The sequence below is a fragment of the Rhodanobacter ginsenosidimutans genome (assembly GCF_042655685.1).
GTDB classification, from domain to species: domain Bacteria; phylum Pseudomonadota; class Gammaproteobacteria; order Xanthomonadales; family Rhodanobacteraceae; genus Rhodanobacter; species Rhodanobacter ginsenosidimutans.
The window spans coordinates 1482813-1507109 of sequence record NZ_JBHSMM010000001.1 but is presented as its reverse complement, the minus strand read 5'-3'; the positions used below and the strand labels follow the sequence as shown (position 1 = coordinate 1507109).

The window sequence follows — 24297 nt, the reverse complement described above, 5'->3', positions numbered from 1 at the left end:
TGACTCTGGCGTTCACGGATGAACGCAGAAATAAACCTCAATAGACGTCGCGGGCGTAACGGCCCTGTTGCAGCAAGTCGGCCAACCAGGCCTTGGCGTCGTCCGCACTGAGACCGCCGTGGACGGAGGCCACGTCGAGCAGCGCTTCGTGCACGTCCTTGGCCATGTGCGCGGAGTCGCCGCAGACATACAGGTGGGCGCCTTCGTTCAGCCACGCGTACAACTCGCGGCCGTTCTCGCGCACCCGCTGCTGCACGTACAGCTTCTCGGCCTGGTCGCGGGAGAACGCCAGGTCCAGCCGGTGTAGCGCGCCGCTGCGCAAGGCTTCCTGCCATTCCACCTGGTAGAGGAAGTCCTGCGAGAAATGGCGGTTGCCGAAGAACAGCCAGTTGCGGCCGCTGGCGCCCGTCGCCTGGCGCTCCTGCACGAACGCGCGGAACGGCGCAATGCCGGTGCCCGGGCCGATCATGATCACGTCGCGGCTGCCATCGGCCGGCAGGCGGAAGCGCTCGTTCTCCTCGATGAACACCGGCACCCGGGCGTCATCATCGGTCGTGGCGAGGAAGGTGGATGCCGCACCGAAGTGCTTGCTGCCATGCCTTTCGTACTCGACCACGGCCACCGTGAGGTGCACTTCGTCCGGACCGACCAGCTTGGGGCTGGAAGCGATCGAGTACAGCCGCGGGGTCATCGGCCGCAACGCGGCGACGAGCTGGTCGGCATCCCACGCGGCGGGGAATTCGCGCAGCAGGTCGATCGGCTGATGGCTTTCCAGCAACGCGGCAAAATCCGCCTTGTGCTCGGGCTCCAGTACGCGCTGCAGGTCGTGGTTGCCGCTGAGGGAGGCATGCGCCGCCAGCAACGGGCGGGTCAACCGGGTGATGTCGCGTTCCTGGCTCAACCAGCGGGCCAGCGGCAGGCGCTTGCCTTCGTGAGCCACTTCCCGAGTGCCGTCGAGCTTCAGCGCCGACAGCCACTGGTCCACCAGTACCGGCGGATTGCTGGGCCATACACCGAGGGCGTCGCCCGCTTCGTAACGCAGGCCGGAGCCTTCCAGCGACAACTCCAGATGACGCACGTCGCGGTTGCTGTCGCGCGACACGATGCGCTGGTTCTCCAGCACTTCGGCGGCGAACGGCTTTTCGCGTGAATGCAACGGGGCCGCGTTGACGGCATGCAACGGGCTGACCGGGCGCGCAGCCGCCGCGGGTGCACTCAGCGCCTGCTTCACCGTCTCCAGCGCGCCCTGCGACCACGTCGCCGCGGCCGCCTCGAAATCCACATCGGCCTCGCCCAGCGCCGCGAACCGGGTCGCACCCAGTTCGGCCAGCCGGGCATCGAGGTCGCGGCTTACCGCGCAGTACTTCGCATAGCTGGAATCGCCCAGGCCCATCACCGCGAACTTCAGCTGCGGCAGCTTGGGCGCCCGCTTGCCGGCAATGAACTCCATGAAGCCGATCGCGTCATCCGGCGGATCGCCTTCACCCTGGCTGCTGATCACCACCACCAGGTGGCGCTCCTGCGCCAGCTCACGCAGCGGGTAGGCACCGGCGCGCAGCAGCCTGACGCCCAGGCCGGCGGCCTCGGCCTTGCCGGCGAGCTTTTCCGCCACGCGCTTGGAGTTGCCGGTCTGGCTGCCGTAGACCACGGTCAGCCGCTCGGCCGGGCGCTCGGCCGGCGGCGGGGCATCGGCAACCACCGCCAGACCGGCGTGGCCGGGAATGCGCGTGGCCAGCGATGCCAGCGCCGCACTATAGGCGGACACCCAGTAGAGATCCGCCGGCGAGAGGCCGTCGGTCAAACGCGCCAGCAGCGCGAGCCGTTCCTCCCCAAGTGCAGGGGTGGGAAGAATGGGTTTCAACGCAACGTTCACGGCGCTTCCTTTTGGACGTCTTTACTTCTTGGCGTCCAATCCTAGGTACCTGCCGGTATCAGGTAAAAGCATATGTCGGCATGTGCTTATGCCCGCTCTTCATTTCAGCGCAGGCGATGACGGTCTGATACTCTCGCCGGCCTCCATCACCAGATATCCATGCCCAATTTCGCCGAGTTGTTCGTCTTCATCGCCGTCGGTGCTTTCGCCCAACTGGTCGATGGAGCACTGGGCATGGCCTATGGCGTGACCTCGGCCGGACTGCTGATGGGCCTGGGCGTACCGCCGGTGTCGGCCAGCGCCAGCGTGCATTACGCGGAAACGTTCACCTGCGGCGCCTCCGGGCTCAGCCACCTGCTGGCTGGCAACGTGCGACGGCGGCTGTTCCTGGCGCTGGTGATCCCCGGCGTGATCGGCGCCTTGCTGGGTGCCTACGTGGCGATCAACGTGCCGGCGCACTGGATGCGGGTGGCACTGACGCCGTATCTGCTGGGCATGGGGCTGTTCCTGCTGTTCCGCGGCACGCGCCCGCCCGGTGACCGCACGGACGTGCCGCGCGGCACGTCGGCCCTGGGTTCGGTCGCCGGCTTCGTGGATGCCATCGGCGGCGGTGGCTGGAGCGCATTGACCGTCACCGTCCTGCTGGCGCGCGGCTTGCCACCGCGCGCCGTGATCGGCAGCGTGCACCTGGCCAAATGCGTGGTCAGCGTGGCGGCCAGCATCAGCTTCCTGCTCAGCATCGGCACCACCCATCTCACCGCCGTTTTCGGGCTAATCATCGGCGGCGTGCTGGCAGCGCCGTTCGGCGCCGTGTTCATCCGCCGCATCCCCGGCCGGCTGGCCACCTATCTCGCCGGTTTCGCCGTGCTGGCGCTGGGCTTGCACAATGCGTTCCGGCTGCTTGTCTGAGCATCCAGCATCTACAATGGCCGGATGACCCCGACCCCAACTTTCCCCATCGAAGTCCGCGGCAGCGCAAGCCAGCCGCTGGGCATGAGCCCGACCCGGTTCCTGCGCGATTACTGGCAGAAACGGCCCCTGCTGATCCGCAGCGCCTTTCCGGATTTCGAACCGCCGCTGCAGCCGGATGACCTGGCCGGCCTGGCCTGCGAGCCGGCCGCGCTGGCACGGCTGATCGTGCATGACCCCAAGCACGACCGCTGGCATGTCAATTCGGGCCCGCTGAGCGAAGCCGATTTCGCCCGCACCCCGGACAGCCACTGGACGCTGCTGGTGCAGGACGTGGACAAATGGGACGCCGACGTGGCGCGCCTGCTGGAGCCTTTCAGCTTCCTGCCCAGCTGGCGCGTAGACGACATCATGGTGTCGTACGCCGAGCCCGAGGGTGGCGTCGGCGCCCACGTGGACCAGTACGACGTCTTCCTGCTGCAGGGGCTGGGCCAGCGCCACTGGGCGATCAGCGACGATCCGCTGGCGCCGAAGGCGTTCCGCGCCGACGTGGAACTGAAACAACTGGCGAGCTTCGAGCCGACACACGAATGGCTGCTGCAACCGGGCGACATGCTCTACCTGCCGCCTGGCGTGCCGCACGACGGCATCGCGTTCGGCGGGCCCTGCATGACGTTCTCGGTGGGCATGCGCGCGCCATCGCAGGCGGAAATGACCGGCGATCTGGCCGACTACATCGCCGACCTGCTGCCGGACGAACTGCGCTACGCCGATCCCGACCTGAAGCCGGCGCGCGCCGCCGGCGAGATCGATCGCGCCGCCCTGGCGCGCATCGTCGACGCCCTGCCGTTCGCCGCCGCACTGGATGAAACCCTGTTGCGCGACTGGTTCGGTCGCTTCATCACGCGCTACCGCAACGCGCAGGTCGTGGCCCCGCTGGCGCGGCCGCTGACCGAGGCCGCGCTGAAGAAGCAGCTTGCCGCGGGTGCCAGCCTATTGCGCCATCCGTGGTCGCGACTGGCCTGGAGCCAGGGCAAGAGCGGCTGCACGCTGTATGTCAGCGGCCAGGCCCACGCCGCCTCGCCGGCGCTGGCGCAGGCCTTGTGCGAACAGCGCGCATGGCGGCCGTCCGGCTCGCTCACCGACCCGGAGTTCGACCTGCTGCGCACGCTGGTGAACGAAGGCCACCTGCTGCCGCGCAAGTCGCGCCGTCAATGAAACTCCAGCATTTCCACGTCGAAGCCGCCGACTGGAGCCGCGAGGCACAACGCGATGCCCTGCTCGCCCTGCGCCACGAAGTCTTCGTGCAGGAACAAGGCGTGCCCGAGGAACTGGAGCGCGACGACCTGGACGCCTACTGTCACCACGTGCTGGCACGCGACGACAGCGGGGAGCCGATCGGATGCGGCCGCCTCACGCCGCAACACAAGATCGGCCGCATGGCGGTACGCCAGCCATGGCGTGGCCAGGGCGTGGGCGCCGCGATGCTGCGCGAGCTGGTCGAAAAGGCGCGCGCGCTGGGCTGGCCCGACGTGAGCCTGGGCGCGCAGCTGCCCGCCATCGGGTTCTACGAACGGCAGGGGTTCAGCGCGCATGGCGAGGTATTCGACGACGCCGGTATCGCGCACCGCGCCATGCGGCTTTCGCTGTCCGCCACGGAACGTCCGGAAACGCCACGCAAGCTGACCGAAGCGCTGCCGGCGACCACCCGCGTCGAACTGGCCCTTGCGCGCCTGCAACTGTTGCGCGACGCGCGCCACCGCGTCGAGCTGTACGCGCCGCTGTTGCCGGTCGATATCTACGCCAGCGACGACGAACTGGAGCAATGGCGCCGCCTGGCCACCTCGGGCCGCAATGCCCACATCCGCATCGTGCTGCACGACCCGGCCGCGGCGCTGCGTGACGACCACCGCCTGATTGCGCTGGCCCAGCGCCTGCCCAGCGCGATGCACATCCGCACGCCGCTGGAGGACGCCGACCTGAGCTACGGTTCGTCCTACCTGCTCAACGACGTCGGCGGCTACCTGCTGTTGCCCGACGCCACCCGTCCTCCGGGCCGCGGCGCGCGCCATGACCGCGCGGCGCAGGCGCCGCTGCGGCAGCATTTCGATCATGCGTGGGACCGGTCCGCGCCGGCCAGCATGCTGCAGATACTGGACATATGAACGCCCGCTGGCCCGGTGACGTGGCGGCGGCATGCCGTTTCCTACACGGCTGCGGGCGCAAACTGCGAGGGTATGGCCGCGATGGCCGATGACCCGGCACAAACGCCCGCGGACAACGGCGCGACGGGACTTTCACGGTTGTCCTGCCGGCGTGACGGAGGGCTATAATTATAGGAATTGCCGCCAGCCATCATCCCCATCGATCAGCACGGTGGCTGCAAGCATCTCTTCCCCAACCGGTGGTGACGTGAGCAAGAACCTGATCCGCGAATTCCTGGAATCATCGCAACTCGCCGGCGGCAACGCCGACTACGTCGAAGCGCTGTACGACGCCTGGCTCGCCGATCCGTCATCGGTGCCCGAGCAGTGGGCCGGCTATTTCGACACGTTCAAGGGACGCGAGGCGGGCGATGTCTCCCCGCGCGCCGCCATTGCCCGCATCGAGGCCGCGCAGAAACAGCGCCGCCTCAGCGGAGGCACGGCACCCGCGGCGGCATCCGACGGCCACGCCAGCAAGCAGGCCGGCGTGCTGCGCCTGCTGACCGCCTACCGTTCACGCGGCCACCTGGCGGCCGACCTGGACCCGCTGGGGCTCACCGAGCGCATGCCCGCACCCGACCTGGGCCTGGCCTTTCACGGCCTGGCCGAATCCGACCTCGACACCGAGTTCGATTGCGGCACCTATGCCGGTGGCGGCCAGCGGATGAAGCTGGGTGAACTGCTGGCGCGCCTGAAAAAGGTCTACGCCGGCACGGTCGGCGCCGAGTTCATGCACATCAGCAACCACGAGCAGCGCAACTGGGTTTACACCCGGCTCGAAAAGGCCAACGGCAGCGCGGGTCTGGATGCCGATGGCAAGCGCCGCATCCTGGCCGAACTCACTGCCGCCGACGGGCTGGAGCGCTACCTGCACACGAAATACGTGGGCCAGAAGCGTTTTTCGCTGGAAGGCGGCGACAGCCTGATCCCGCTGCTGAACGACGTGGTGCGGGCCTCCGGCGACAACGGCATCAAGGAGATGGTGGTGGGCATGGCCCATCGCGGCCGTCTCAACGTGCTGGTCAACATCCTCGGCAAGCCGCCGAAGATGCTGTTCAACGAGTTCGAGGGCAAGTTCGAACACGCCGACGATCCGTCCTACTCGGGCGACGTGAAGTACCACATGGGTTTTTCCGCCGACGTGAAGACGCCCAAGGGCGGCTTGCACGTGGCGCTGGCGTTCAATCCGTCCCATCTGGAGATCGTCAACCCGGTGGTCGCCGGCTCGGTGCATGCGCGCCAGATCCGCCGCCGCGACACCATGCACCAGCTGTCGATGGCGGTGCTGATCCACGGCGACGCCGCGTTCGCCGGCCAGGGCGTGAACATGGAACTGTTCAACATGTCGCAGGCGCGCGGCTTCAAGATCGGCGGCAGCTTGCACATCGTGATCAACAACCAGGTCGGCTTCACCACCTCCAACCCGCAGGACGCGCGCTCCACCATGTACTGCACCGACCTGGCCAAGATGGTCAACGCGCCGGTGTTCCATGTGAACGGCGACGATCCCGAGGCGGTGATCGAGGTCACCCGGCTGGCCTACGAATTCCGCAAGACCTTCCGCAAGGACGTGGTCATCGACCTGGTCTGCTACCGCCGCCACGGCCACAACGAGGCGGACGAACCTGCCGCCACGCAGCCGGTGATGTACCAGATCATCCGCAAGCGCAAGCCCACCCGCGAGCTGTACGCGCAGCAGCTGGTGAAGGAAGGGGTGATCGCCGAAGGCGACGGACAGAAGATGTTCGACGCCTACCGGGGCCAGCTGGAGGCCGGCGACACCGTCGCCAACCTCGATCCCGACGCCGCGCACAGCAATATCGTGGACTGGTCGCGCTTCATCGGCGGCAAGTTGACCACCCCCGCCGACACCACGGTGCCGAAGAAGAAACTGCAGGAACTGCTGGCGAAGATCCTGGATGTGCCCAAGGACATCACCCTGCAGGGACGCGTGGCAAAGATTTACGAAGACCGGCGCAAGATGGCCGCCGGCGAGCTTCCTGCCGACTGGGGCTTCGCCGAAAACCTGGCCTACGCCACCCTCATCGACGCGGGCAACGAGATGCGCCTGGTGGGCCAGGATTCCGGCCGCGGCACCTTCTTCCATCGCCATGCCGTGCTGCACGACCAGAAGGACGGCCACACCTACATGCCGCTGGCCAACGTGCGCGCCGGTGCCGACGTGGAAATCATCGACTCGCTGCTCAGCGAGGAAGCGGTGATGGCGTTCGAATACGGCCACTCCACCACCGACCCGGACACGCTCAGCATCTGGGAGGCGCAGTTCGGCGATTTCGCCAACGGTGCGCAGGTGGTGATCGACCAGTTCATCAGCTCCGGCGAAGCGAAGTGGAACCGCCTCTGTGGCCTGGTGCTGCTGTTGCCGCACGGCTACGAAGGCCAGGGCCCGGAGCACTCCTCCGCTCGCCTGGAGCGCTTCCTTCAGATGTGCGCGATGGAGAACATGCAGGTCTGCGTGCCGACCACGCCGGCGCAGGATTTCCACATGATCCGCCGCCAGATGCTGCGCCCGGTGCGCAAGCCGCTGGTCGTGATGACGCCCAAGTCGCTGCTGCGGCACAAGCTGGCGGTGTCTACGCTGGACGAGCTGGCCAACGGCAGCTTCCAGCTGGTGATCGGCGAACACCGCAAGCTGGCCGCCAAGAAGGTCAAGCGCGTGGTGTTCTGCTCGGGCAAGGTCTATTACGACCTGCTGGAATCGGCGGAAGCGAAGAAGCTGGCCGACGTCGCCATCGTGCGTGTCGAGCAGCTGTATCCGTTCCCGCGGGACGAGGTCAGCGCCGAGCTGGAGAAATACCCGGCCGCCAAGGAAGTGGTGTGGTGCCAGGAAGAGCCGATGAACCAGGGCGCCTGGTTCCAGATTCGCCACCACCTGCAAGCCTGCAGCGGCGCGAACCACAGCCTTTCATACGCGGGCCGCGCGCGCCTGCCGGCACCGGCGGCCGGCCACCTCAACACGCATGCCGCCGAACAGGCGGCGTTGGTCGAACAGGCGCTGATCGAACCGGTCGGCACCGACCATTCCGCAGAATAGACTTCCTGGATAGTGCGGCCACGGATGGCCGCTTTTGATTTTGCGCCCACGGATGAGCGCACTCACTCAAGAGCCCTTTTCTCATGTCCATCGAACTCAAAGTCCCCGTTCTACCCGAGTCCGTCTCCGACGCCACCATCGCCGCCTGGCACAAGAAAGCCGGCGACGCGGTGAAACGCGACGAGAACCTGGTCGACCTCGAAACCGACAAGGTGGTGCTGGAAGTCCCTGCGCCGGTCGATGGCGTGCTGAAGGAAATCCGCCACGACGTGGGCGACACGGTGAACAGCGAGCAGGTCATCGCGATCATCGAGGAAGGCGCCGCGGCCGCAGCACCGGCGCCGGCTGCTGCGCCGGCTGCCGCTGCTCCTGCTCCCGCGCCTGCCGCCGCGGCACCCGCCCCGGCGGCGTCGAAGGCCGCCGCCGAGCTTTCGCCTGCCGCGCAGCGCGTCGCTACCGAGAACAAGGTCGACACCTCCGCCATCGCCGGCACCGGCCGCGACGGCCGCATCATCAAGGAAGACGTGGTCAACGCCGGCTCGCGCCCTGCCGCGGCTCCCGCCGCCGCGCCGGCAGCGAAGCCGACCCCGGGTTCGCGCCCGGAAGAGCGCGTGCCGATGACCCGCATGCGCCTGCGCATCGCCGAGCGACTGATGCAGTCGAAGAACTCCATCGCCATGCTCACCTCGTTCAACGAGGTGAACCTCAGCGAAGTGGTGAAGATGCGCAAATCGCTGGGCGAGGCTTTCCAGAAGGAAAACGGCATCAAGCTCGGCTTCATGAGCTTCTTCGTGAAAGCCGCCGCCGAAGCGCTGAAGCGCTACCCGTACGTCAACGCCTCGGTTGACGGCAACGACGTGATCTACCACGGCTACCAGGACATCTCGATCGCCGTGTCCACCGACAAGGGCCTGGTCACGCCGGTACTGCGCGACGTGCAGGACATGAGCTTCGCCGACATCGAGAAAGGCATTGCCGAATACGCAAAGAAGGCGCGCGACAACAAGCTCAGCCTGGACGACCTGCAGGGCGGCACCTTCACCATCACCAACGGCGGCACCTTCGGCTCGCTGCTGTCCACCCCGATCGTGAACCCGCCGCAGAGCGCCATCCTGGGCATGCACACGATCAAGGAACGCGCCATCGTCGAGAACGGCCAGATCATTGCCGCACCGATGATGTACATCGCGATCAGCTACGACCACCGCATCATCGACGGCAAGGACGCCGTGCTGTTCCTGGTCGACATCAAGAACCAGCTGGAGAATCCGCAGAGGATGTTGCTGGGGCTCTGACGAGCCCGGGAATCGGGAATGGGGAATCGGGAATCGTCAAAGCGAAGCCTGCCCTGCCCCAACGATTCCCTATTCCCTACTCCCGATTCCCTATTCCCGTGAGCGAATGAAATGAGCGAACAATTTGATGTCATCGTCATCGGCGCCGGCCCGGCCGGCTATGTGGCCGCGATTCGCGCCGCGCAGCTGGGGCTGAAGACCGCCTGCATCGACGCCTTCACCGGCAAGGACGGCAAGCCGGCGCTGGGCGGTACCTGCCTCAACGTGGGCTGCATTCCGTCCAAGGCGCTGCTCGATTCCTCGCGCCAGTTCTGGAACATCGCGCACAACCTGCCGGTGCACGGCATCAGCGTGGGCGACGCCAAGGTCGACATGGGCACGTTCATCGGCCGCAAGGACAAGATCGTCAAGCAGTTCACCGGCGGCATCGGCCAGCTGTTCAAGGCGAACAAGGTCACGCCGTTCTTCGGCACCGGCAAGCTGTTGAAGGGCAACAGCGTCGAGATCACTGGCGCCGACGGCAAGAAAGAGACGATCAGCGCCACCAACGTGATCCTGGCCTCCGGCTCCGTCCCGATCGAACTGCCGTTCGCCAAGTTCGACGGCAAGGCGATCGTCGACAACGCCGGCGCGCTGGACTTCGCCGAAGTGCCCAAGCGCCTTGGCGTGATCGGCGCCGGCGTGATCGGCCTGGAGTTGGGCAGCGTGTGGCGCCGCATGGGCGCGGAAGTGACCATCATCGAAGCGCTGCCCGATTTTCTCTCGGTGGCCGACGCCGACATTGCCAAGGTTGCCGCGAGGGAGTTCGCCAAACAGGGCCTGGACATCAAGCTCGACGCCAAGCTCAACAAGGCCGAGGTGAAGAAGGACGGCGTGCATCTGGTCTACACCAACAAGGACGGCGAGCAGAAACTGGTGGTCGACAAGCTGCTGGTCGCCGTGGGCCGCCGCGCCTACACGCAGAACCTGCTGGCCGACGACACCGGCGTGAAGCTGGACGAGCGCGGCCGCATCCTGGTCGACGAGCACTGCCACACCGGCGTGGACGGCGTCTGGGCCATCGGTGATGCCGTGCGCGGCCCGATGCTTGCCCACAAGGGCTCCGAGGAAGGCGTGGCGGTGGCCGAGTGGATCGCCGGCAAGGCCGGCCACGTCAACTACGACACCATCCCGTTCGTGATCTACACCGAGCCGGAAGTGGCCTGGGCCGGCAAGACCGAGAAGGAACTGAAGGACGCCGGCGTGCCGTACAAGGTCGGCAGCTTCCCGTTCGCCGCCATCGGCCGCGCCGTGGCGATGAACGAGGCCGTCGGCCAGGTGAAGATGATCGCCCACGCCGAAACCGATCGCATCCTCGGCGTGCATATGGTCGGCCCGGGCGTCTCCGAGCTGATCGCCGAGTGCGTGGTGGCAATGGAGTTCAAGGGCTCGTCCGAGGATCTGGCACGCATCGTCCACGCGCACCCGACCTTGTCCGAAGCCGTGCACGAGGCCGCCTTGTCGGTCGACAAGCGCGCCATCCACAAGGGCAACTGAGCGCTCGCGCAAGTCAACACGGCCCGCTCGTGGCGACATGGGCGGGCCGTCTCGTTTTCAGAAAAACCGTTCCGGGTTTCAGCCGGACCCAAGCCGATTGAGGTTCCAGAAACATGCCCCAGCCCACCGCCCTCTGCGTCTACTGCGGCTCCAGCTCCGGCAAGCATCCCGAATACGCCGAGCAGGCGCGCGCATTCGGGGCCGGAATGGCCGAGCGTGGTATGGCGCTGGTTTATGGTGGTGGCAAGGTCGGGTTGATGGGCACGGTGGCTGACGCCGTGCTTGCCGGTGGCGGCAAGGTGATTGGCGTGATCCCGCGCCAACTGGTGGATCTGGAAGTGGCGCATCCCGGTCTCAGCGAGCTGGTGGTGGTGGACACCATGCACCAGCGCAAGACCCGCATGTACGAACTGTCCGACGCCTTCGTCGCCCTGCCCGGCGGCTTCGGCACCATGGACGAGATGTTCGAGATGCTGACCTGGGCGCAGTTGGGGCTGCACCGCTATCCCTGCGCCTTCCTGGATGCGCGCGGCTATTACCGCGACCTGCGCGCAATGATGGACCACATGGTCGACGAACGTTTCGTACGCCCCGAACAGCGCGACAGCCTCTGGTTCGGCGATGACATGACCGCGCTGTTCGACTGGATGCAGACCTACGAAGGCACCTACCTGCCCAAGTGGATCGACAACCAGAGCGTCGACGCCTGACGGGAAATCCGCATGACCCGCTTCCAAGCCTTCCGCATCCACCACGACGACGACGGCCACCGGGCCGGGCTCGAAACGATGGACACCGACGCGTTGTCGCCGGGCGAAGTACTGGTCAAAGCGGCGTACTCGTCGGTCAACTACAAGGACGCGCTGGCCGGCACGGGCAAGGGCCGCATCCTGCGCCGCTACCCGTTGAACGGCGGCATCGACGTGGCCGGGCACGTGGTCGCGTCGAGTGATCCCGCATTCAAGGAGGGCGACGCCGTGCTGTGCACCGGCAGCGGCCTGTCCGAAACGCGTGATGGCGGGTTCGCGCAGTACGCGCGCCTCGATGCACGCTGGACGATCCCGCTGCCCGCCGGCCTCAGCCTGCGCGAAAGCATGGTCATCGGCACCGCCGGCTTCACCGCGGCACTTGCCCTGCTGCGGATGCAGGACAACCGGCAGACACCGGAGCTGGGGCCCATCGCGATCAGCGGTGCCAGCGGCGGCGTGGGCCAGCTGGCCATCGACATCTTCAGCCGCGCCGGCTACGAAGTTCACGCGATCAGCGGCAAGCCCGACCATTTCGACGCGCTGCGCGCGCTGGGCGCACACGCTTGCATCGACCGGCATCAATGGGACTTCAGTGGCAAACCGATGGACTCGGCGCGCTTCGGCGGCGCGCTGGATACAGTGGGCGGCGGCATGCTGAGCGGCCTGCTGCCCCTGATCCACCCCTACGGCAACGTGGCGCTGTGCGGCAACGCGGGTGGTATCGCATTCGACAGCACCGTGATGCCGTTCATCATCCGCGGCGTCAGCCTGCTCGGCGTGGCCTCGGCAGGCACCGCGCGGGACATCCGCGACACCATCTGGCAGCACTTGGCCGGCGACTGGAAACCTCGTCAGCTGGCGCGCATCGCCACCGATGAAATCGCCCTGGCGCAACTGCCAGCGACCTTTACACGCATGCTCGCGGGCGGCGCTTTCGGGCGCACCGTGGTAAACAATACGCTCGGTTTCTGAGCGCACCGCGCTTGGAACTGCAGCATCAGCAGCATAGAATTAACGCAACTCGCAGGGACAATCACCTTATGGCACGCATCCTGATCGTCGACGATTCCCCGTCGCAATTACTGGGCATCAAACGCATCGTCGAAAAGCTCGGGCATGAAACCCTGACCGCCGAAGATGGAGCCGCCGGCGTCGAAGTGGCCAAGCAGCAGCTGCCTGACCTGATCCTGATGGACGTGGTCATGCCCAATCTCAACGGCTTCCAGGCCACCCGCACCATCAGCAAGAATCCCGGCACCTCGCACATCCCGATCGTGCTGGTAACCACCAAGGACCAGGAAACCGATCGCGTGTGGGGCATGCGCCAGGGCGCCAAGGCCTATGTCACCAAGCCGATCAAGGAAGACGAACTGGCCAAGACGCTGCAGGAATTGCTGCAAGGCTGATCTTCGGCAACACCTCACCAACAAAAACGACACCCGCAGGTGTCGTTTTTTTATGGGCGATGACGCCGCCGGTTACTTGCGCGGATCGTAATCCTTGAACTGCTTGCGCAGATCCTCATACGCCTCCGTTTGCCCTGCCGTCTCCGCCGCCGGCGCCCGGATCGACAACTCCACCAGTTGATCGCCCGCCGGCGTGCCCGGCATGCCGCGCCCTTTCAACCGCAGCTTGCGCCCCGACTGGCTGCCAGCGGGTATGCGCAGATCCACCGTACCAGCCAGCGTCGGCACCGGCACCGTGGCGCCCAGCGCGGCCTCCCACGGGCTGATCGGCAACACATGCACCACGTTGCGGCCATCCAGGCGGAACCGCGGATCATCGCGTATGCCGATTTCCAGCAGCAGATCGCCCTTGGGGCCGCCGGCCACGCCAGCCTGGCCCTGCCCGGCCAACCGGATGACCTGGCCGGGCTGGATACCGGCCGGAATCTTCACCTCCAGCACGCGCTCGCCACCGGCCGGGTCCTGCATGGCCAGCCGCGTGCGGCCGCCATCGAACGCCGTCTGCAACTCGATCTGCACCGACGCCTGCACATCGCGACCACGGCGCGGACGTGCCTGCCCGCGCGCACCGGCGGCACCGCCACGACCGAACAGGCTTTCGAAGAAATCGCTGAAATCGCCGCCCGTGTCGTTGAAACCCTGGCTTTGACCCTGCCAGCCCGGCGGCGGCCGGAACTGTTCACCACCGCGATAGCCACCCGCGCGCAACTGGTCATAGGAGCGGCGCTTCTCCGCATCCATCAGCACTTCCTGCGCCTCGTTGGCGGCCTTGAACTTCTCCTCGGCGCCCGCGTCCTTGTTCTTGTCCGGGTGGTATTTGCGCGCCAGCTTCCGATATGCCGCCTTGATCTCGGCCTCGGTCGCGTCGGGCTTGACGCCCAGAATGTCGTAATAATCTTTGAATTCCACTACCACTCCCCAACGAACGCAAAACCCGCGGCGAATCCGTGCCGCCGCGGGTGTTCATGCAACATAGTCCGGCCCGTGGCCGGCCGGCTCAATGGCCGGTGTTGATGGTAATGCGTCGCGGCGTTGCCAGTGCCTTTTTCGGGATCACGATTTCCAGCACGCCGAGCTTGCCGTTGGCGGTGATGCCCTCGGCGTCAGCACTGTCCGGCAGGGCAAAGCGCCGGTGGAATGCCCCGCGCGCCCGCTCGACCCGGGTGAACTTGCCCTTGGTGGCCTCGTTGCCCTCGGCGCCGAGATCAGCTTCGCGCTCACCCTTGATGGTGAGGATGCCCTTGTCCATGCTCACTTCGATCTGCGCGGGATCCACGCCGGGGATATCCGCCAGGATCACGAAGCGCTGCTCGTCCTCGCGAATGTCCACCCGCGGCGCCCACTGGCTGGTGACCACGTTGGATGCATCGCTGTCTGCCGGTTGCAGGAAGCGATCAAACGCCTGGCGGATTTCCTCAGGCAGGGCATTGTTCGCGTTCCAGATGGAATGACGACCCAGGTTCATTGCACGTCTCCTCAAGATGAATGCGGCCCGTCGCCGCCTGCAGTGAAAGTAGGTGCTTCCGCGGGCGATTCAAGGCAATGGCACGCTTGCCGCGCGGCCCCTCGCTACCCCGTTCACCTGGCGTATGCCGTAGCATCACACTTCCTGATTACCGGCTTTGCACATGCCCATCCAGCCAGGCGACAAACTCCCCGACGTGGCGATCCGGGTTATCGACGGCGATGTCCAGTCGCGCCACACCGGCGAACTGTTCGCCACCCGCAAGACCGTGCTGGTGGGCGTCCCCGGCGCCTTCACGCCCACCTGCTCGACCTTGCATGTACCCGGCTACATCCACCACGCCGATGATTTCAAGGCTCGCGGGATCGACCTGATGTGCCTGGCGGTCAACGATGCACACGTGATGCGGGCATGGGCGGCATCACTGCAGACACCACCGGGCCTGTTGATGCTTGCCGACGGCAACGCCGGCTTCACCCGCGCGCTGGGCCTGGAATTCGATGGCTCGGCCTTCGGCATGGGCGTGCGTACGCGGCGTTTTGCGCTGTACGCGGACGACGGCGAGGTGCGGCTGCTGCACGTCGAGGCGCCGGGTGAACTGCGCGTATCCACGGCCGAGGCGATGCTGGCGGCGATCGACGCGTCGGGCCTGGCCAGCTGACGAAGCCCCTCATGCAAAAGGCCCCGGCATTGCCGGGGCCTTTGCTTCAGAGACGCGGTGGAATCACTCTTCCGTCGGGTCCGTCTCGGTCGGATCAGTCACTTCCGGGCTTCCCTCGGCTGCGTCACTGCCGCCTCCATTCATCGGTGCGTCGCCATCCACGGCAGCACCCTCTTCGGCGGAATCCTCTTCCGCATCGAGCCGCATCACGCTGACCAGCTTTTCGTCGGCGGGCAGGCGGATCAGGGTGACGCCCTGGGTATTGCGACCCAGTTGCGAAACCTCCGCCACGCGGGTGCGTACCAGCGTGCCCTGATCGGAGATGAGCATCAGCTCGTGCTCCTCGGTGACCTGGGCGGCGGCGACCAGCGCGCCGTTGCGCTCGGAGCACTGGATGCCGATGACGCCCTGCGTGCCACGTCCCTTCTTGGTGAACTCCACCAGCGGGGTGCGCTTGCCATAGCCGCGTTCGGTGGCGGTGAGGATGTCGCCTTCGGCGGCCACGATCAGCGACACCACGTGGGCATCCTTGGCCAGCTTCATGCCCCGCACGCCAGCGGCGGTACGGCCCATCGAGCGCACGGTGTTCTCGTCGAAGCGGTTGACCTTGCCATTGGAGGCGAACAGCAGGACATCGCTGTTGCCGTCGGTAAGCTCCACGTTGACCAGCGCATCGTCGTCGTTGAGGCGAATCGCCAGCTTGCCCTTTTGCAGCTGGAACGCGAATTCGCCCAGCGGCGTTTTCTTGACCGTGCCCTGGCGGGTGGCGAAGAACACGTAGCGGTCGTCGCTGTAGTCGCGAATCGGCAGCACCGCCTGCACGTGTTCGCCCTCACCCAGCGGCAGCAGGTTCACGATCGGCTTGCCGCGCGCGCCCGGGCTCGCCTCGGGGATCTGGTACACATTGAGCCAGTAGACGCGGCCAGTGCTGGTGAACGTCAGCAAGGTGTCGTGCGTGTTCACCACCCACAACTGCTCGACGACATCCTCTTCCTTCAGGGCCGACGCCGAACGCCCCTTGCCACCGCGCCGCTGCGAGCGATACGTGCTGGCCGGCTGGCGCTTGACGTAGCCGGTGTGGGACAAGGTGACCACCATGTCCTCCGGCGCGATCAGGTCCAGCACGTTGAGATCTTCCTGCGAATGCTGGATCTCGGTGCGGCGGGCGTCGCCGAATTCGGCATTGACGGCCTCCAGCTCCTCGCGGATCACCTCCAGCAGGCGTGCGGGATTCTCCAGGATCTCGATCAGGCCGCGGATGGTCTCCAGGATCTGCCTGTATTCGTCGGAAAGTTTTTCCTGCTCCAGGCCGGTGAGGCGGTGCAGCCGCATCGCCAGGATTTCCAGCGCCTGCGCCTCGGACAACTGGTAGCCATCGTCCTTCAGGCCATCGCGCGGATCCATTTCCTCCGGCCGCGACGCTTCGGCACCGGTGGCCGAAAGCAGCGCGCGTACCAGCCCGGCTTCCCAACGCCGCGCCACCATGCGCTCGCGCGCCTCGGCCGGCGACGACGAGGTCTTGATCAGTTCGATCATCTCGTCGATGTTGGCCAATGCCACCGTGAGACCTTCGAGGATATGCGCACGCGCACGCGCCTTGCGCAGGTCGAAGATCGTGCGGCGGGTAACCACTTCGCGGCGATGGCGGATGAACGCTTCAAGGATGTCCTTGAGGTTCAGCAGCTTGGGCTGGCCATCCAGCAGGGCCACCATGTTGATGCCGAAGGTGACCTGCAACTGCGTCTGCTGGAACAGGTTGTTGAGCACCACGTCGCCCATCGCGTCCTTGCGGATCTCGATGACCACGCGCATGCCGTCCTTGTCCGACTCGTCGCGCAGCTCGCTGATGCCCTCGAGCTTCTTTTCCTTCACCAGCTCGGCGATCTTCTCGATCAGCCGCGCCTTGTTCACCTGGTACGGCAGCTCGTGGATGAGGATCGTCTCGCGACCATGGGCGTCGGTTTCCACCTCCGCCTTGGCGCGCACCAGGATGCGGCCGCGACCGGTGCGGTACGCCTCGATAATGCCGGACGAACCGTTGATGATGCCGCAGGTCGGAAAATCCGGACCCGGGATGTAATGCATCAAGTCGTCGATGCCGAGCGACGGCTCGTCGATCAACGCGATGGTTGCCGCGATCACCTCGTTGAGGTTGTGCGGCGGGATGTTGGTGGCCATGCCGACCGCGATACCGGCCGAACCGTTGATCAGCAGGTTCGGCACGCGCGAGGGCAACACCAGCGGCTCACGCTCGCTCTCGTCGTAGTTGAAGCCAAAATCGACGGTGTCCTTGTCGATGTCCGCCAGCAATTCATGCGTGAGGCGCGACATGCGCACCTCGGTGTATCGCATGGCCGCGGCGTTGTCGCCATCGACCGAGCCGAAGTTGCCCTGGCCATCGACCAGCATGTAGCGCAGCGAGAACGGCTGGGCCATGCGCACGATCGCGTCGTAGACCGACTGATCGCCATGCGGATGGTATTTACCGATGACGTCACCGACCACGCGGGCCGACTTCTTGTATGGCTTGTTCCACACATTGCCCAGTTCGTTCATCGCGAACAACACACGGCGATGCACGGGCTTCAACCCATCACGGACATCCGGTAGAGCGCGCCCCACGATGACGCTCATGGCGTAATCGAGGTAACTCTGGCGCATCTCGTCTTCGATATTGACGCGTATGACTTCTTTGGCGAGTTCTGCCATTAATCGGCTTCCCTGGGTATGAAAAAGGGGCGCTGGCGACGCGCCTGGAGCGGCATGCGCCGATGGCCCGAAATCAACCCACGGAGTGTACCACGCGCAGCCCCAAAAAGACAGTATTTAATGCTTTTCGATCAATAACTTACGGCGACACATCCCCGCCGCGGGAAAGTGCTCCGCGGGCTGCTGGAAATGGAAGCGCAAAGGCGCCGGAACAGTGACTTTCAGCGCCGCGGGAATGGCGGCGAAACGATAAAGCGCGCGGGCGTTTTTTTTCCGCTCACGACACTCGCTTGCGCAGCGTCAGCTGCCGAACATCGCCTGCATCGCCAGCACGCTCGGCCGCTCGATCACGCCCCGCTCGGTGACGATCGCGTCGATCAACTCCGCCGGTGTCACGTCGAATACGGGATTCCACGCCTGCGCACCCTCGACCACCGTGCGCCGGCCGGCGACGCCGAGCAGCTCGGTGGCATCGCGCAGTTCGATCTCGATTTCTTCGCCGGTGGCGGTCGCCATGTCGATGGTCGAGGACGGCGCCACCACCATGAACTTCACGCCGTGGTATTTCGCGGCGATCGCCAACTGGTAGGTGCCGATCTTGTTGGCAACATCGCCGTTGGCGGCGATCCGGTCGGCGCCGACGATCACCCATTGCACCGCGCCGGACTTCATCAGGTGCGACGCCGTGGAGTCGGCGATCAGTTGCGCGGGAATACCATCGCGCACCAGTTCCCACATGGTGAGCCGCGCACCTTGCAGCCACGGGCGGGTTTCGCCGGCGTACACGCGCACAATGCGTTCCGCCGCAACACCGGCACGGATCACACCCAGCGCCGTGCCGAATCCAGCGGTGGCCAATGACCCGGTGTTGCAATGGGTCAACACGCCGGAGCCCGGCGTGATCAAGCCGGCGCCCAGCTCGCCCATCCGGCGGTTGGCGGCCAGGTCCCCATCCTGGATCGCCTGCGCCTCGCGCAGCAACGCCTCAGCATCGGCACCGGCGGCGATGCGCTTCTTCATGCGGTCCAACGCCCACATCAGGTTGACCGCGGTGGGCCGGGCGGCGCGCAACATCGCCAAGGCATCGTCCAGCGGCGCCTGCTGTTGGGCGGCCATCGCCACGCCCCACGCCGCCGCGATACCGATGGCCGGCGCTCCGCGCACGGCGAGGTCACGGATCGCAGTGGTGACCTGCGCGGTGTCCCGACATTCGATCCAGCGTTCTTCCGCAGGAAGCAGGCGCTGATCGAGCAGGTACAGATGATCGCCGCGCCATTGCACGGCGCGAACGCGATCGTAATGGTCGTAATCCATCGGAATAGTCGTTGCGCGAAACGTTGAGATCAAGGTGACTCGGGCATCACCAGCCAGAAGATCAGATAGATCAGGATACCCGAACCACCCAGCAAGGTGAGGACGATCCATGCCACCCGCACCAGAGTGGGATCCCAACCGAGATAGTCAGCGATACCGCCGCAGACGCCCGCCAGCTTGCGGTTCTGACGGGAACGGCAAAGTCGCTTCGGGGTGTTCATCGCTTCTCCGGGTTCCAACGGGAGCGCCGTGGGCATTGGCAGCCTGGCACGGCTCCTCAACAACACCTTGACAGGCGACAGTATGCGCGCTCTCAATATCAGAGGATTCGGTAGGGAGCAGGGATATGCGACGCGTTCGGGAATGGATGGAATGGACGGGGCGACTGGGGCGTGCCGCACTCCTTGGAAGGCTGGCGATAACAGCAGCCGTCTTCCTGGTGTTGTTCCTCTCGCTGGAAAGTCTCGCGGGCTACACCAGCACGCTCGTCCTGTATCCACCGCTCTTCATTGTGTTGTCCTCGCTGGTTGTGCGTCGGCTGCACGACAGCGCCCGCTCGGCATCGCAACTGCTCGCTTTGGTCGTACCCGTCCTCGGCCCCGTGTACGTGACCGGTTTACTGCTGTTCGCGCGAGGAACGCAGGGCGACAACCAATACGGTGACGACCCGCGCTCACGGAATCGCGACTACCTGCAGGTGCGCATCCATGAACCGGTCTGAACGCATGGGCATCGTCGTCAACGACGTAACGCGGTTGAACCCAGTGCCAGTACTGGCCGTCGCCACACCCACAACGACCGAGGAAATCCGTGAAGCAATTTTGCGCACGGAACTTCCGATCTCGGTCGGCGGCGGTCATTTCAGCATGGGCGGGCAGACCGCGAGCCCCGGTAGCCTGCACCTCGACATGCGACGCTTCAATAGCGTGCTGCACTTCGATCCGTCGGCGTGCACAATTCGCGTGCAGAGTGGCATCCGCTGGTGCGACATCCAGCGCTTCATTGACCCGCACGGCCTGGCGCTGCAAATCATGCAGACCTACGCCAACTTCACGGTGGGCGGCTCGCTCAGTGTCAACGTGCACGGCCGCTACATCGGGCTTGGTCCGCTGATCCTGTCGGTGCGCTCGTTGAGGATGATGCTGGCCGACGGCCAGGCGGTGGAGGCTTCACCAGCAAACAACCCGGCAATCTTCCACGCCGTCATAGGCGGCTACGGCGGTCTGGGATTGATCCTGGAGGTCGAACTGGCGCTGACCGAAAACGTGCGCGTGCGCCGCGAGGACGCATGCATGCCCGCATTGGATTACCCCGCATATTTCCGGAGCCGCGTACGCGACAGCGGTGACTCGATCTTCCACAACGCCGATCTTTACCCGCCGGATTTCCGCCATGCGCGTGCGGTGACGTGGCGGCGCACCGAACGAGCGGTCACCACTTCGCAGCGGCTGCAGAAACCGCGCCGGCAATACCCGCTGCAGCGTTATTACATGTGGGTATTCACCGAGACGCGCAGCGGCCGCTGGCGTCGGCGACGCCTGCTGGATCCGTTGCTTTACCTGGGCCGCCCGGTGCACTGGCGCAACTACGAAGCGGGTTACGACGTCGGCGAACTCGAACCCGGATCGCGCCACGACCGCACCTACGTATTGCAGGAATACTTCGTACCGGTGGAACGGTTCGAGGACTTTCGCGCACGGCTGTCGGAAATCCTGCAGCGCCATCGCGTGAACATGGTGAACGTTTCCGTGCGCCACGCCCATCGAGACCCCGGCTCGTTGCTGGCTTGGGCGCGCGACGAAGTATTCGCCTTCGTGCTTTACCACAAGCAGCGCACGCGCACGAACGCACGCGAGCGCGTGGCGGTGTGGACGCGCGAGCTGATCGACGCCGCGTTGGCGTGCGGCGGCACCTATTACCTGCCCTACCAGCCCCACGCCACCATCGAGCAGTTCCACCAAGCCTATCCGCGTGCGCACGAACTGTTCGCGCTCAAGCGCACGCTCGACCCCGATTACCGTTGGCGCAACGTGTTGTGGGACAAGTACTACGCCCCTGAATTGGAGCCATCCGTGACCACGACTGCCGCATCCGGCTCCGACTTTCATGCGGTCTATGACACTGTCCGCGGCAACGACGACTTCTACCGATTCCTGCAGAACGTCTACCGCATCTTTCCGGAAGACCGTTTCCACGCACTCATCCAGCATGCCACCGGCGAACATTGCGATGACGAGGCGATCTACCGTGCCGTACAGGCTGGCCTGCCGTCGATCAAATCCTTCCTGTCCGAGCTCGTGTATGCCCTTCCCGCCCTGGCGCGGCAAAAGCAGGAGATGACGCGGCAGACGCTGGCTCTGCTCGGCGAGCGCCGACGCTTCGACGGCTACCTGGAAGTCGGCAGCACCGGTCGCTACCTCAGTCAACTGCGCAAACACCTGCGCCTCGAGGGTGACCGCGTATTGCTGCATGACGTTGCGGCGGGGTTCTCACCCGTCGACATCGTCGAGCGTGGCGGCTTGCGTCGGCATGCCCGTTTCGTGCCGCTCGATGACTACGCACCCATCCCCGCGGATGCCGTGGCGGATGGCAGCATCGAACTGCTGACCTGCCAGATCGGCTTGCACCACGCACGCCTCGACCGTCTGGAACCGTTCATCGCCTCGTTACGACGGGTGCTGAAAGCCGACGGCGTACTGATCCTGCGCGACCACGACGTGAGTGATGACTACATGCGCGCGATGGCTTCGCTGGCGCATGCAGTATTCAACGCAGGGCTGAACCTTCCGTGGCAGGACAACGCGCGCGAGCTGCGCCACTTCCGTCCCATCGACGAATGGGTCGCCCTGCTTGGCAGGTACGGACTGGTAGCCACCGGACCACGACTGTTGCAAGCGCAAGATCCCACACTGAACACCTTGCTGCGCTTCGACGCCGCATGAAACGGCTCGCCTCCCACTTTCTCTTTGCTGCGATGGTCGCGCTTGCCACCATGGCGACCGCCGCCACCGCCCTCCCTGAACAACCGACGCTGCATGTGCCACCCCAGGATCGTCGCGGCGAGGAACAGACCTACCTGACCTTCCCGGAATGGTTCCTGGTATTCAGCCCCGCCGAATACGCCGATTGGCTGCAGCAGCATCCTCCCACGCACTTCCCCTTCTTCGCGCATATCGGCCAGTTCTGGTCGGCTTATGGCCACGTGATTGCAGCCACACGCGGGCGCTATCCGTTCAACGGCGAATATCACACGATGATCTGCGTCATCGGTGCGAGTACCACCGTGGAATACACTATCAAGGGGGTCTACGACACTCTGATCGGCCGGCTCAGCCAGTTCAGCCTGCCGGCCAACGCCACGCCGGAAGACCGCCTGGCAACCCGTGTCGAACGCGACTACGTGGACTTCATTCGCGTCGAGCCCTGGTACAAATTCGATTTCATGGGACCACTGCGCAAGCTGTGGAGCGACACGCCGTGGTGGGGGCCGCATGCCCTGCGCAAGTGGGAAAGACGCTATGCGCTGAGCAGCGAATGGCTGGTGAAAGCAGCTTACGGCTGGATGTTGGGCAAGGCGGCACACGAAACCTACGCCATCCCGAAGGAAAACACGCCGGTCGTGGCGCGCAATGCACCAGCTGATCTGCCCGCTGGCGTGCAGCTATTGGCGCAACAGGGCGACGAGTATCTGCTTGCTCTACCGCGATACCAGGGCTTCAGCGATGCCGCCACAGCGTTGGCGCGCCGGGGCACTACGTTCGAGGAAATCGCCGGCAACCGGGACACGATTCTGGTCAGCGTACTTGGAGCCCGCGGGATTGCGCCGCCAGACTATGCCCCCGTGTTTTTCACGCAGCCGCTGCTGACGAAGCCGGGACAGCAACGCGAAGTGCTGCAAGTTCCGGTAGGCAAACTTGAAACGCTGCTCAACCGCTACGCAAACGTACCTGGCACCATCGAACACATCTTCGATTACTGACACGCAAGCGCGGGTCAGTCGCGGTTGCGCAGCCATGCACTGATCGCCGGCGGCACCTCGCGCTGCGCGCGGCCGGATACGTAGATGCCAATGTGGCCGCCCTTGAATGCCAGCTGGGTGTAGTCGCTGCTGCCGACATGTTCGCCAAGAGCGCGCGAGGCATCCGGCGGCACCAGATGATCCTGTTCGGCGAAGATGTTCAACACCGGTTGCGTCACCTTGCCCAGATCCACGCGCTGGCCGCCAATTTCCAGCGTCCCCTTGATGAGCTTGTTGCCCTGGTAGAAATCCTTGATGAACTGCCGGAATGCCTCGCCGGCCTGATCCGGTGAATCGAAGATCCAGCGCTCCATGCGCAGGAAGTTTTCCAGCTCCACCGGGTTGTCCAGGATGTCGACCATGCCGATGTATTTCTGCTGGTTCAACCGCATCGGCTTCAGCGTGAGGTAGACGTAGTTCATCAGCCCCGCGGGAATGTTGCCCATGGTGTCGACGAACAGGTCCACATCGAGGTTGCGGCACCAGTGCGACAGCATGTTGTCCGGAGTCTGGAAATCCACCGGAGTGACCATGGTGATCAGGTTCTTCACCTTGTCGCGATGCAGCGCGGCATAGCACAGCGAGAACGCGCCGCCCTGGCAGATACCGAGCAGGTTGATCGCCTCGAGATCGTGCCGTTGGCGTACCACGTCCACACAACGGTCGAGGTAGCCGTTGATGTAGTCGTCCAGGGTCAGCCAGCGGTCGGCGCCGTCGGGATAACCCCAATCGATCAGGTAGACGTCCTCACCCTGCTCCAGCAGGTTGCGCACCATCGAGCGGTCGGCCTGCAGGTCGGTCATCCACACCGTATTGACCAGCGCATAGACGATCAGCAGCGGCGTCTTCGAGGTGGGCGCGGTGCCCGTGAAGTGCCAGACCTTGAGCTTGTCCTCGCTGTAGACCAGTTCGCGCGGGGTGTTGGCGTAGTCGGGCTCGTGCATGTTGCGCAGATGGCCCATACCGGCGGCCAGCTTGCGCTGGAACGTGTTGATGTCGGCAAGCGCGCGGGTGGGATCGATGCGCAGCGGCGTGTACATGGA

The 24297-nt window shown here is 65.2% G+C and carries 20 protein-coding genes; 13 read left to right on the top strand and 7 right to left on the bottom strand.

Going from position 1 to position 24297, the window contains the following annotated elements; all coding sequences use genetic code 11:
• Positions 1-37: 37 nt before the first annotated feature.
• Positions 38-1873 (bottom strand): assimilatory sulfite reductase (NADPH) flavoprotein subunit, encoded by a 1836-nt coding sequence (locus ACFPK0_RS06525; RefSeq protein WP_377339219.1) that lies wholly within the window; start codon positions 1871-1873, stop codon positions 38-40.
• Between the two features lie 159 nt (positions 1874-2032).
• Here ACFPK0_RS06525 and ACFPK0_RS06520 point away from each other — a divergent pair, with 159 nt between their 5' ends.
• From ACFPK0_RS06520 to pilH, 9 genes are all read left to right on the top strand, one after another.
• The gene (locus ACFPK0_RS06520) at positions 2033-2782 is read left to right on the top strand and encodes a sulfite exporter TauE/SafE family protein (RefSeq protein ID WP_056080137.1); all 750 of its coding nucleotides are present in this window, start codon (positions 2033-2035) and stop codon (positions 2780-2782) included.
• Between the two features lie 24 nt (positions 2783-2806).
• Positions 2807-4000 carry a JmjC domain-containing protein gene (locus ACFPK0_RS06515; RefSeq protein WP_377339216.1) on the top strand — a complete coding sequence of 398 codons (1194 nt, stop codon included), beginning with the start codon at positions 2807-2809 and terminating at the stop codon, positions 3998-4000.
• Positions 3997-4947, top strand: a complete 951-nt coding sequence (locus ACFPK0_RS06510; RefSeq protein ID WP_377339214.1) for a GNAT family N-acetyltransferase — start codon at positions 3997-3999, stop codon at positions 4945-4947. Before ACFPK0_RS06515 ends, ACFPK0_RS06510 begins: the two co-directional genes overlap by 4 nt.
• Before the next feature lie 247 nt (positions 4948-5194).
• Positions 5195-8041, top strand: a complete 2847-nt coding sequence (locus ACFPK0_RS06505; RefSeq protein ID WP_377339211.1) for a 2-oxoglutarate dehydrogenase E1 component — start codon at positions 5195-5197, stop codon at positions 8039-8041.
• An 83-nt stretch (positions 8042-8124) separates the two neighbouring features.
• Entirely contained in the window at positions 8125-9336 is a 1212-nt protein-coding gene (odhB, locus tag ACFPK0_RS06500; protein WP_377339209.1) for a 2-oxoglutarate dehydrogenase complex dihydrolipoyllysine-residue succinyltransferase, read from the top strand.
• A 111-nt stretch (positions 9337-9447) separates the two neighbouring features.
• Positions 9448-10872, top strand: coding sequence for a dihydrolipoyl dehydrogenase (gene lpdA, locus ACFPK0_RS06495; protein WP_056080151.1), 1425 nt, complete (start codon positions 9448-9450; stop codon positions 10870-10872).
• 113 nt (positions 10873-10985) lie between these two features.
• Entirely contained in the window at positions 10986-11582 is a 597-nt protein-coding gene (locus ACFPK0_RS06490; RefSeq protein WP_377339207.1) for an LOG family protein, read from the top strand.
• Between the two features lie 12 nt (positions 11583-11594).
• The gene (locus ACFPK0_RS06485; RefSeq protein ID WP_377339205.1) at positions 11595-12593 is read left to right on the top strand and encodes a YhdH/YhfP family quinone oxidoreductase; all 999 of its coding nucleotides are present in this window, start codon (positions 11595-11597) and stop codon (positions 12591-12593) included.
• Between the two features lie 68 nt (positions 12594-12661).
• Positions 12662-13027, top strand: coding sequence for a twitching motility response regulator PilH (pilH, locus tag ACFPK0_RS06480; protein WP_056080160.1), 366 nt, complete (start codon positions 12662-12664; stop codon positions 13025-13027).
• 72 nt (positions 13028-13099) lie between these two features.
• On the opposite strand, the gene ACFPK0_RS06475 is transcribed toward pilH, so the two are convergent.
• Entirely contained in the window at positions 13100-13996 is an 897-nt protein-coding gene (locus ACFPK0_RS06475; protein ID WP_056080163.1) for a DnaJ C-terminal domain-containing protein, read from the bottom strand.
• An 88-nt stretch (positions 13997-14084) separates the two neighbouring features.
• Entirely contained in the window at positions 14085-14552 is a 468-nt protein-coding gene (locus ACFPK0_RS06470; RefSeq protein ID WP_377339201.1) for an Hsp20/alpha crystallin family protein, read from the bottom strand.
• A gap of 163 nt (positions 14553-14715) precedes the next feature.
• Between ACFPK0_RS06470 and ACFPK0_RS06465 the strand changes: the two genes are divergently transcribed.
• Positions 14716-15213, top strand: coding sequence for a peroxiredoxin (locus tag ACFPK0_RS06465; RefSeq protein ID WP_056080169.1), 498 nt, complete (start codon positions 14716-14718; stop codon positions 15211-15213).
• A gap of 63 nt (positions 15214-15276) precedes the next feature.
• Here ACFPK0_RS06465 and gyrA read toward each other — a convergent pair whose 3' ends face one another.
• From gyrA to ACFPK0_RS06450, 3 genes are all read right to left on the bottom strand, one after another.
• Positions 15277-17922: a DNA gyrase subunit A gene (gene gyrA / locus ACFPK0_RS06460; protein ID WP_377339197.1), complete on the bottom strand. Its 2646-nt coding sequence runs from the start codon at positions 17920-17922 to the stop codon at positions 15277-15279.
• 300 nt (positions 17923-18222) lie between these two features.
• Positions 18223-19236, bottom strand: coding sequence for an S-methyl-5-thioribose-1-phosphate isomerase (gene mtnA / locus ACFPK0_RS06455; protein WP_377339195.1), 1014 nt, complete (start codon positions 19234-19236; stop codon positions 18223-18225).
• A 29-nt stretch (positions 19237-19265) separates the two neighbouring features.
• Positions 19266-19457, bottom strand: a complete 192-nt coding sequence (locus tag ACFPK0_RS06450) for a PspC domain-containing protein (protein WP_056604597.1) — start codon at positions 19455-19457, stop codon at positions 19266-19268.
• A 125-nt stretch (positions 19458-19582) separates the two neighbouring features.
• Here ACFPK0_RS06450 and ACFPK0_RS06445 point away from each other — a divergent pair, with 125 nt between their 5' ends.
• Genes ACFPK0_RS06445 through ACFPK0_RS06435 form a run of 3 tightly spaced genes read left to right on the top strand, consistent with a single transcriptional unit; the run spans position 19583 to position 23215 of the window.
• On the top strand, positions 19583-19957 hold the full coding sequence (locus tag ACFPK0_RS06445; RefSeq protein ID WP_377339193.1) for a DUF805 domain-containing protein: 375 nt from the start codon (positions 19583-19585) through the stop codon (positions 19955-19957).
• On the top strand, positions 19944-22178 hold the full coding sequence (locus ACFPK0_RS06440) for an FAD-binding protein (RefSeq protein WP_377339191.1): 2235 nt from the start codon (positions 19944-19946) through the stop codon (positions 22176-22178). Before ACFPK0_RS06445 ends, ACFPK0_RS06440 begins: the two co-directional genes overlap by 14 nt.
• A complete protein-coding gene (locus ACFPK0_RS06435; RefSeq protein WP_377339188.1) occupies positions 22175-23215 on the top strand; it encodes a hypothetical protein in 1041 nt (346 codons plus the stop codon). The genes ACFPK0_RS06440 and ACFPK0_RS06435 overlap by 4 nt, the downstream gene beginning before the upstream one ends.
• Before the next feature lie 14 nt (positions 23216-23229).
• Here the strand turns inward: ACFPK0_RS06435 and phaC are convergent, their stop codons facing one another.
• Positions 23230-24294, bottom strand: a complete 1065-nt coding sequence (gene phaC, locus ACFPK0_RS06430) for a class III poly(R)-hydroxyalkanoic acid synthase subunit PhaC (RefSeq protein ID WP_377339186.1) — start codon at positions 24292-24294, stop codon at positions 23230-23232.
• Positions 24295-24297 lie beyond the last annotated feature (3 nt).